Source organism: Anaerophaga thermohalophila str. Valhall (genome assembly GCF_000250735.1).
Taxonomy (GTDB): Bacteria; Bacteroidota; Bacteroidia; order Bacteroidales; family Marinilabiliaceae; genus Anaerophaga; species Anaerophaga thermohalophila_A.
On the sequence record NZ_AHZV01000002.1, the window covers coordinates 1 to 4,907 of the forward strand.

General features: G+C 42.6%; 4 protein-coding genes and 1 tRNA gene. 2 read left to right on the forward strand and 3 right to left on the reverse strand.

The genetic code is table 11. From position 1 onward, the window contains the following. Positions 1-115 precede the first annotated feature (115 nt). The gene (locus OQ5_RS0100035; protein WP_016775528.1) at positions 116-964 is read right to left on the reverse strand and encodes an N-acetylmuramoyl-L-alanine amidase; all 849 of its coding nucleotides are present in this window, start codon (positions 962-964) and stop codon (positions 116-118) included. Beyond that, entirely contained in the window at positions 961-1,467 is a 507-nt protein-coding gene (locus OQ5_RS0100040; protein WP_016775529.1) for a holin family protein, read from the reverse strand. The genes OQ5_RS0100035 and OQ5_RS0100040 overlap by 4 nt, the downstream gene beginning before the upstream one ends. Positions 1,468-2,702: 1,235 nt before the next feature. On the opposite strand from OQ5_RS0100040, the gene OQ5_RS0100045 reads away from it, so the two are divergent. Together OQ5_RS0100045 and OQ5_RS0100050 are read left to right on the forward strand one after the other, a co-directional pair. Next, positions 2,703-3,377, forward strand: coding sequence for a TonB-dependent receptor plug domain-containing protein (locus tag OQ5_RS0100045; protein WP_016775530.1), 675 nt, complete (start codon positions 2,703-2,705; stop codon positions 3,375-3,377). A gap of 117 nt (positions 3,378-3,494) precedes the next feature. Beyond that, positions 3,495-3,578: transfer RNA gene (locus OQ5_RS0100050), tRNA-Leu, on the forward strand. A gap of 63 nt (positions 3,579-3,641) precedes the next feature. Here the strand turns inward: OQ5_RS0100050 and rocD are convergent. Continuing rightward, a complete protein-coding gene (gene rocD / locus OQ5_RS0100055) occupies positions 3,642-4,865 on the reverse strand; it encodes an ornithine--oxo-acid transaminase (protein ID WP_016775531.1) in 1,224 nt (407 codons plus the stop codon). Positions 4,866-4,907: the final 42 nt, after the last annotated feature.

Genomic DNA, 4,907 nt, shown 5'->3' on the forward strand with positions numbered 1-4,907 from the left:
AGGCTTTTCTCTCATTCCCTCATTCCCTCATTCCCTCATCAGCTCATCAGCTCATCAGCTCACCAGCTCATCAGCTCATCAGCTCACCAGCTCATCAGCTCATCAGCTCACCAGCTTAAACTCCTTTTACCCACTTTTGGCTGACCCATCCCTGTAGCTCGACCTTTACACGGAGCCAGCCGTTTTTTTCTTCAATGATTTTGAGCTTTGTGCCCCTGGGCAGCGGGTCGGAAGCAAGCTGGCCATTTGTCGATGGCTCCTTTCTGATGTTTAAATAATCGGCCGAGACAACGCCATAATTGATTCCATTGTTTTCTTCATTGCCATCATTTGATGATTCATCATCTTTGCGGCCGGTAAGGACTCTGTTTATGATTTTTTGAAGCGGGAATGCCGGCCCGGGGTCTGTTTTACGCCCTCGTGATATATCTTCGTGTCCCACAATTTCTTTGATGGGGTAATTCTCTATCAGCAAAAGGCAGAGCGTTTCAACCGTTTCGATTTGCTTTTCGGTAAAAGCTTCCCATGCTTGCTCCTTGTCGCCGTATTTGTGGCGAGCGAGTACGACCAGACTGTTGTCCAGGCGCTTACCGAAATTTGTGTAATAACCGTCGGCACGTTTTACCAGCAGACCTGCATTATCCATTTCAATTCCAATGCTGTAGCGGTTTAATCCCGAGCGCCCTCTCCATTTGCTGATCCCTGCATGCCATGCTTTAAGATTGAAAGGTACCAGCTGAACAATTTCACCTTTTTTCCCGATGATTAAATGTGTCGAAGCTTTTGAAGCCGGATTTTTGAGCCAGTTGACAGATGATTCCAGAGAACTCCCTGCCGTATAGTGCATCACGATGGTATCGGGCAACCCGTCTGAAAATGCATCGGAATGATTGGGAGAAGCATCGAAAGATACCGGAATGGTATTGTCATCCGTATTCAGAATATGTTTCTTAATTGTTATCATCCTTCAGCAATTTTGGATTTATCAATTTTGCCCGCATTCGAACCCGTTATTATACGGGTGGCTCTGTTGGAAGCGCCCATTTTTTCTGCTGAACGACCCACACCATATACACCAACAACTGTTCCCCATGCCCACCAGAATTCGACAGGAAGCGATATTTCGGGTATTTTACCGGATGGTGTGCCGGCTATAAGCGCAATGACGGGCACCAAAACATGAACAATAAAAATAAAGAGCAGTCCGCCGTAAATAATCGATGGGCGTGCCCTTTTGGTGAATGCATCGCCCTGTGCCATCTCGGATTTAATGATATCGGCCCTGGATTCGAGTTCGGTGCGATACGTTTCCTCCAGTTCTTTTTCCTTCTGCATGAGCAGACTTTGCATCTCTAATTTAAATTGCTGTTTCTCTTCTTTTGAGAGAGAAAATTTGTCGATTACGCCTCCAACGCTTTCGACCACGCCTGACAGACTGCCACTGAAAATTTTGGATAGGATTGACATATTTGTAATGTTTTGAGGTGAAAATAAAAAATGATTCGAATTGATAAAATTAAATGAAAGACTGAAAAAAATCAAGCATATTTTATTAACTAATAGTTCGTTAAAAAAAGCCTAAACGCAGAGACGCAATGACGCAAAGTTTTTATTATGAGTGGTAGAGAGGGTGTCCAAAAAGTCAGTTTTTCTCTGTGTCTCTCTGTGATGAGCTCCGTTATCCCTGTGTAACTATTTGAAATACAAGCTTGCATCAGCAAGTATTGTATTTATTATCTCCAATTGGCGACTTTTTAGACAGCCTCTTTACCTTACCAGACATCCGTGAAAGTCTAACGGAAAATTGCAGAGGCTGCTGAAAAAGTCAGCAGTCTGTTTCAAATTTATTTTCCATTGTTCTTTTTGGCATTACCCCAAAAAGATCCTCCGCTCGGCGAAGTCTCTGACTTTGTCGTTTTACTTCTGTAGTCTGCAGACTACCTTTTTAAACCGTTTTTCTGCCCGATTTACCACCTGAAAGGTTAGGAAGTACAGTCCGTTTTGATCCTTGATTTGATGACCTGTGGACATTGTGTAGATATTTTTACCTTTAAAGAAAAAAATAACGGGTTCCTATGCGGCCATCTGGCCGTTTTAGGTGGAAATCCGACAAGTTCAATCGCATCGCTTTCATCTGGTAGTTGAAAATTACAGCGGTTTGAGCGACGAAGTAACAGACTTTGCTGAGCAGTGGTTGCTGTGTTATGCTTGCCGCCAAAATACTCATTTACGAAAAGTAAACTCCGTTTTTGGTGGCTTTGCAAGCCTTGCAACTGGCACTTTCTGAACAGACACACATATTGCACAAATTTTGCGAGTTTATAGACACAATACTCCGTTAAACTTTTACAAATATCTGGTAATTAATTGTTTACACAATCAATGATGCAAATCACAACTCTCTCATAATAAAAACTTTGCGTCATTGCGTCTCTGCGTTTAGGCTTTTTTTAACTGACTATTGTAGACAAGCATTAGTTAAAATATCGTATGAATTACTGACGAAATTTTATGTATTTGTGTTATATTAACAGTCCGTTAAACTTTTACAATGCTTTTTAGACCGCATTTATTTATTAAAATGCAGTATATCAATACTATATGGATTATATTTTATCCAATATTTAAAAGTCTAACGATCAATTGTCATATAAAGCATACTGCCGGCTGGCAGATTTTTTAAATCTAACTGTTTATCACTTATGAGAACCAAATTTATTTTATTCGTCGTATTTGTGACAACTTTTGCAGTCGCACCAGTTCATTCACAGAACAGAGTTGTTACCGGACAGGTTCTGACGTTGAATGATCTTCCGGTAGCCAACTTTGAAATAGAGGCCAAAAAGGGCGAAACCGGTGCAATAACCGATTCCGCCGGATGGTTTACTATTGTCACCTATCCTAAAGACGTTTTGCTTTTTAAAGGTAAGGTGTTTCGTAATGAAAGAATGAAAATTAACAACCGTACACCGGACACCGTATACGTAAATGTGGAATTCATTAATACGCCTGAAAATAAGGAGTTGGCTGTCGGGTATGGCTATGTTGAAGAAGACGAATTGTTGCATTCAGTTTCTCACCTGGACAGTGAGCAAGCCGATTTCTCTCAATACAGGGATATATTTGAATTGATAAGAGGTCGTTTTGCCGGAGTCCAGATACAGGGAAATGAAGTCATTATTCGTGGAATCAGTTCTATTAATCTCTCAAGTTGTGCGCTTTACGTTGTCGATGGTGTTGTGGTAAGCGATATTAGCAGCATCAACCCGTCCGATGTGAAAAGCATTGATGTATTAAAAGATTCCGGTGCCTCTATATACGGAAGCCGCGGTGCTAACGGGGTTGTTGTAATCCAAACGAAACGCGGGAATGATTAGGGGCAGGATTAATGCCTGCGCAGCCACGAAAAAAATGCCTGATTATTGTTGTCGAAAAAAATTAAGTTTCTATATTTGCACCGCTGTTGAGCGAAACGGCAACACCTGAAAATACTGGCCCAGATGGCGGAATTGGTAGACGCGCTAGTTTCAGGGACTAGTGTCCTTTTGGACGTGCAGGTTCGAGTCCTGTTCTGGGCACAAAAAAGCTGCAACGGATTATTTATTAATCGGTTGCAGCTTTTTTTCTGATGATTGTTTTTCTCAGCTCATCTCAAGAATGGTTTTCTTGATAATTTCTATGGCTTCTCTTAATTGCTCCTCGTTGATGATAAGCGGCGGCGCAAACCGGATGATATGCTGATGAGTAGGCTTGGCAATCAGACCGTTTTCCTTCATGGCCACACACACATCCCATGCTTCTTTTCCGTTTTTGGGACGAATCACTATGGCATTGAGCAGCCCTTTTCCCCGCACCGTTTCTATCATCTCCGAATTGATCTTTTTCATCTCTTCACGGAAAATTTTACCCAGACGTTCGGCATTTTCTTCCAGCTTTTCGTCTTTTACAACCTGTAGGGCCTCCATGGCCACTTTGCAGGCAAGAGGGTTGCCACCGTAAGTTGATCCATGTTCGCCGGGACGGATCACCAGCATTATGTCGTCGTCGGCCAGGACTGCAGATACCGGATAAACACCACCCGAAACAGCCTTGCCAAGAATAAGGACATCCGGATGAACGTCTTCATGATCGCAGGCAAGCATTTTACCGGTTCTTCCTATTCCGGTCTGTACTTCGTCGGCCATAAACAAAACATTGTTGGCTTTACAGAGATCGTAGGCCCTTTTCAGGAAACCATCATCGGGAACATAAACACCTGCTTCTCCCTGTATGGGCTCAACCAGAAATCCCGCAACATTGGGATCTTTTAGCTCTTTTTCCAGAGCATCCGTGTCATTATACGGTATGGTAACAAAACCCGGGGTGAAGGGTCCGTATCCTCCATAACTGTCCGGATCAGTAGACATACTTACAATAGTTATGGTTCGTCCGTGAAAATTGCCTTCACAGACGATAATCTTTGCCTGGTTTTCGGGGATTCCTTTTTTCTTGTATCCCCACTTGCGACAAAGTTTAAGGGCTGTTTCATCCGCTTCGGCACCGGTATTCATCATCAGTACCTTGTCGTATCCGAAATATTGTGTGATATACTCTTCAAACTCTCCCAGGACATTATTGTAGAAAGCCCTGGAAGTGAGTGTGAGTTTCGAAGCTTGCTGGTTGAGTGCTTTGATAATTCTCGGATGACAATGCCCCTGATTAAGAGCAGAATAGGCTGACAGGAAATCAAAATAGCGACGCCCTTCAACATCCCAGACAAAAATGCCTTCACCCTTTTCCAGAACAACCGGAAGCGGATGGTAATTGTGTGCGCCGTATTTTTCTTCACGCGCAATGTAGTCGTTTGTAGTCTTTGGTTGTTTCATATAATGTCGATTTAATTTAGCCTGCTTTATTCATAAGTTTTC

Bases quoted from the DNA above. Each gene is read 5' to 3' on its own strand.
- rocD (WP_016775531.1), bottom strand. From the start codon at position 4,865: ATGAAACAACCAAAGACTACAAACGACTACATTGCGCGTGAAGAAAAA.
- OQ5_RS0100045 (WP_016775530.1), top strand. From the start codon at position 2,703: ATGAGAACCAAATTTATTTTATTCGTCGTATTTGTGACAACTTTTGCA.
- OQ5_RS0100035 (WP_016775528.1), bottom strand. From the start codon at position 964: ATGATAACAATTAAGAAACATATTCTGAATACGGATGACAATACCATT.
- OQ5_RS0100040 (WP_016775529.1), bottom strand. From the start codon at position 1,467: ATGTCAATCCTATCCAAAATTTTCAGTGGCAGTCTGTCAGGCGTGGTC.